Here is a 4,225-nt window from a genome sequence, read left to right on the forward strand (position 1 = left end):
CATCCTCTTGAAACTGGCCAATGCCAGCCGAGACGACCGCATCGCATGGTGGAAGAAGATGCGAGTGACACACTGACACCACCACGGGGCGGCACTCGCCGCCCCACCCTTCCACCAACCATGACGGGATACGAGCGGCCTCAGCGCCGCCCGTTTGCGTTCATCGGCACAACTAATTCCACGCCGCATAAACGTAAGCAGCGCGCAAAAGCGCGCATACGGGGCCAGCGGGCTTCGCCCGCTATACCCCGGCACCCCCGCGCCTGGCGGCGCGGTGAGGCTGGATCATCGAGAGTCCGGATCACCCCCCGATCATAACGCTCAGCCGTTGAACACAGGTTGATCGCCAACACCCCCCATCCGCTGGTTCATGACAGAATAAAAACCGCCGATCGTCATGCCCTGCAAGTTATTGTTTGAGATGTCGACAGCCGGAACCACCTGCGCCAATGGCTCGCTCAAATCCTTAACTGTCGCCAAAGGAGCGCCAACCTGCGGACCAAAGACATACGCGCCATACATCTGGTCAATTGTTGGCGGTGAACCGGTAGCGGCTTCAACACTATTCGCAAAAGAAACCATCGTATCCGCCGCCACCACCGCCTCATCCTGCGGGTTCGACATATCCGCCAGCGTGTAAGGCAACCCAAACTGCTGACATGTCGTCGTCCACGTACCACTTTCCACCTGCCAAGGACCGAACGCAGACGTTGTGCCGCTGGTGTCACCGATATTCTGAAAATGGCTCTCGACCTCGGCGATCGCTGCCATCGTCGTCGGATTCAGGCCTTCCGCTTGCGCCGCCGCAAGCGCCGCCTGCCCGTAAGGTGTCGCCATCAGCTCAGCCATCACATTGCTGCTCGATGAACCAGACCCCGATCCGGTCCCTGTCCCACTTCCGGTCCCCGTAGGCAGAGGGGCACTTGAGCCCATCGAAAATGCCGGTATCCCCGGAAACTGAAATACCGGAACAACCTCCGCCGGGGCTTGCGGCATCGGTGCCACATTCTGCGCCATGGCCAGCCCGATCGAAAGCAGCGCCCCCGCCGACTCAGCCAGACCAACCAAAACGTACGTTCTCACTCTCCTGCTCATGGCACCCTCTCAATGAAGGTTCATGGCTGGAATGCCGTTTGCTTGCACGCCCATCACCTGACAAGTCACCGATGGTGCATACGGATCATGAAACGGTGACACATACTTGAGGGGAATGTAGCCGATCAGATTCTTGTTCACTAAAACCCGCGCGAATCCATGCGTGTAGGCACCTCCAACTGCCTCAAACCACATCGATCGCGCCACGATCCGCGAGTGGACATTTGGTTTGGCGTAAATCGGCTCGAAAGACTTCAAATCCTTGCACACCCAGAACCCTTTGATCGGATAAACCTTCGGGTTCGGCATCGGCGCGATCGGCCCCGAATGAGAGAGGTTGAGCGGAGCGGCACGCAGCCGCTGATCCGACTCCTTCTGCAGCTGCTCCAGCTGCTGCCGGGACATCACCTGCCCCGGCTGCGGTGAAACCTGCCCGTAAGCGTAACCGACGCTCACGACGATCGCCGCAATAGCGGCGCTGAAACCTAGCCTGCCCATCACTTTTACTCCCTTGTTGGATTGGACAACCCTGTTTTTTCAGACGCTATCGCCAGTGCAAAGCCTAAAATCGCATCCCGCCATATTCCGGTTTCTTATTGATATTTGCTTCAATCTCGCGGACTAAAGCCTCCGAACCCGGCCACTTGGCGCTGGCAAAATTACTCAATGGACAATAAATCTGATGGCCCTTCCCGAATGCCCGATTATGCTCACACCTCACCAGCCCATAATCGAGGATATGCTCCAAAGTCGCATTCCGGTTCGCCATGATGGTGCTCACCGAATACAAGGCGACCAACCCAGCCACCACCGACGCCGCAATCCACCAAGACCGCTCGATCTTGAACTCGCGCCGGGGCGGAGGCTGGACGATCTTGCGCATCGCATCACTCAGCTGCGACACCAGCGTCCGAACCGCTTGGTTCACCGCCCGATCCGCACCGAGCAGATTGCCGCTCTCGTTATCCTCTTGCAGAGTACCAATGAGCCGCCTGAAGACGAGTATCGACTCATACATTTTCGCCGCCTCGTTGCGCATCTCCTGCAGCAGCGCCTCGCCACTCTGCTCCAGTCCCTCGATCAGCGCCGGAATCGTTGACATCAATTCGACGATTGCGCGCTGAGACGCCAAGGACGTCCTTAAATAGATACCCTCAGCGTGATCAGGACGCACCCGCCACGTCTTTGCCGCAGCTTCCAGTTCGTCCATTTTTGTGATGCACGTCTTAACGGCCTCCCTCGCCGCAGCAAGCTGTTCGGCGCGAGCTCGCCGGTCGGCATCTTGCCGGGCTTGGTTCGGATTCCAGATGATATTAGGCATCGGTTGCCTCCTCGCTTGACGCACCGGTCGGACCAGCATCCGGAATCCGTGGAAGCCACTCGCGAGGCAGCCGTTCGATCAGCGGCGCGACTTCCTCATTCCACCACAGGTAGACCCGCTCCTGATCGAATGCGGAGATCGGCCGTACTCCAATCGGAACTATCCCATCTCCAGCGTCATCAAACGAAATCCGGCGGTCGACCACCTCTTTCATGCAGCCAAGCAGCGGCAGAATGAAGGAACGTGCACCGGCTTGGTGCGCCTTCACGATCATCTCGTTTTCAAACACATGCCGCAATTCCGTAAACGGCGACGCTTCCGGATCGAGCAGCCCGGCATTCATGACGAGTATCGTCGGACACCCGGCGATCTTGCTCGCCCAGTTTGTGCTGAAATGATCGAGATCGCCCCGATCCGTGCCGAGCACATGGATCATCACCAGCTTGATGCCCATCTTTGCGGTTACCCGGTTCAGATTGATCGAGTCCGCCATCCGCGAGAGGATCAAATCTCCGCCGCCTACATCGAGAAGGGCGTCATAGCCCACCTCGCCCTGCTCGGCGATCTTCGCTTCAAGCCATTTGCCCCGATCCGACAGCCCGCCGTGGCTAGGCTCCTCGACATTATCGAAGAATTCGCTCAGCGATCCTGACTGGGTATGGGGATCCACATTCCATAGAGCCAGCTTCGCATTGCGCTTCCGGAAATACTGGCCAAGGATGTTGAGGATGGTGGTCTTCCCGACACGCCCTCGACCGACGGCGATCATCAGGACGGGTTGAGTTCCAGTAGGACGTCCGGTTCCGGCGACGCCTCCCGACAAGCCTTCAGGTTCAAAATACAGCATAACACTCTCCCATGGACGGTCGCCAATCGACCGCCTCTGGGAGGAGCCTGCGAAACGCTATCGCCACTCCAAATGCTTTTTTTTAGTTTTCCGGCGGGTCTTGATCACTTTTCTGCGATATCGCCGCAATCTCTGCCCTGATGTCTTTGATCAGTTTGTTTGGTCGGACTCCGTGTCGCTTGAACTCCATCGCAGCCAACTGATCGAGTGTTTCCTCGATCGAGGGCAGCAACTCAACCTCGGCAACCGCTTCAGCACTCGGACGCGTCCCAGTTGGCCCAACCGGGACGACGGCACCACTTCGCACAACCGGATTGCCGGTTTGTCTGCCCGCTGTCCCGCCCCGGCTTTCACCAGCATTCGAAAACTTAGTCTCGACAATCGGTCGCTCACCGCTCTTAGTATCAGCAGTCTGCGCTTCGTTGTGCGTCTGATAATATTTTCGGACCTCCCACCAGATTCGGCTCGCCCGCCCTTCGGAAATCCGATTCCCATTCCCATCCCGTAAATCGAGAGCCGCGATCTCGGGCTGCGCAAGAAAACCTTTCCAGTCTATTTTTCGACCTTCTGCGGCATCTAGAATCATGTCGTGATTGAGTAATAGAAACCGGTGAAAAGGTGAAAGAGATGTGATACGTGAGAGCGTCGCGCGCGAAATTGCACGGGTTCCATAAGCCATAGCTCTGTCGTTAGGGTTTGTCGCTCTTCTTGCCTTTGTAGTGCGTTTATCCATCAAACAATTCCAGCTATTTTTGACTAATCCTAGTCTACAAGCAAAGCGTTATAGTGTACCAAGCCGATATTCTGACATTCACCGACACTGTTCATCTATTCTACACCCATTTTCCGGCGTGTCACCCTCTTTCTACACCCTTCTTCAGCCCATCTTCCGAGATCTTCCGACTTCCCCTTTTTTCCTCATACACCAATGCACCCTCGCCGGGCGCGAAGTGATCAGTAAA

Annotated in this window: 5 protein-coding genes; all 5 read right to left on the reverse strand. The window is 56.9% G+C overall.

Features of this window, described 5'->3' with window-relative positions; all coding sequences use genetic code 11:
- Nucleotides 1-321: 321 nt before the first annotated feature.
- Entirely contained in the window at nucleotides 322-849 is a 528-nt protein-coding gene (locus tag ACP5E6_RS16645) for a transglycosylase SLT domain-containing protein (RefSeq protein WP_427956025.1), read from the reverse strand.
- 255 nt (nucleotides 850-1,104) lie between these two features.
- Nucleotides 1,105-1,593 carry a hypothetical protein gene (locus tag ACP5E6_RS16650; protein WP_427956027.1) on the reverse strand — a complete coding sequence of 163 codons (489 nt, stop codon included), beginning with the start codon at nucleotides 1,591-1,593 and terminating at the stop codon, nucleotides 1,105-1,107.
- Between the two features lie 64 nt (nucleotides 1,594-1,657).
- The gene (locus ACP5E6_RS16655; protein ID WP_427956029.1) at nucleotides 1,658-2,416 is read right to left on the reverse strand and encodes a hypothetical protein; all 759 of its coding nucleotides are present in this window, start codon (nucleotides 2,414-2,416) and stop codon (nucleotides 1,658-1,660) included.
- The gene (locus ACP5E6_RS16660; RefSeq protein WP_427956032.1) at nucleotides 2,409-3,263 is read right to left on the reverse strand and encodes a hypothetical protein; all 855 of its coding nucleotides are present in this window, start codon (nucleotides 3,261-3,263) and stop codon (nucleotides 2,409-2,411) included. Before ACP5E6_RS16660 ends, ACP5E6_RS16655 begins: the two co-directional genes overlap by 8 nt.
- A gap of 82 nt (nucleotides 3,264-3,345) precedes the next feature.
- Nucleotides 3,346-3,996: a hypothetical protein gene (locus ACP5E6_RS16665; RefSeq protein WP_427956033.1), complete on the reverse strand. Its 651-nt coding sequence runs from the start codon at nucleotides 3,994-3,996 to the stop codon at nucleotides 3,346-3,348.
- Between the last annotated feature and the right edge of the window lie 229 nt (nucleotides 3,997-4,225).

Origin of the sequence: Acidiphilium sp. (assembly GCF_049977125.1) — a bacterium.
GTDB lineage: Bacteria > Pseudomonadota > Alphaproteobacteria > Acetobacterales > Acetobacteraceae > Acidiphilium.

Coding starts and splice junctions, on each gene's coding strand:
- ACP5E6_RS16645 (WP_427956025.1), bottom strand. CDS start 849: ATGGCTGAGCTGATGGCGACACCTTACGGGCAGGCGGCGCTTGCGGCG.
- ACP5E6_RS16650 (WP_427956027.1), bottom strand. CDS start 1,593: ATGGGCAGGCTAGGTTTCAGCGCCGCTATTGCGGCGATCGTCGTGAGC.
- ACP5E6_RS16655 (WP_427956029.1), bottom strand. CDS start 2,416: ATGCCTAATATCATCTGGAATCCGAACCAAGCCCGGCAAGATGCCGAC.
- ACP5E6_RS16660 (WP_427956032.1), bottom strand. CDS start 3,263: ATGCTGTATTTTGAACCTGAAGGCTTGTCGGGAGGCGTCGCCGGAACC.
- ACP5E6_RS16665 (WP_427956033.1), bottom strand. CDS start 3,996: ATGGATAAACGCACTACAAAGGCAAGAAGAGCGACAAACCCTAACGAC.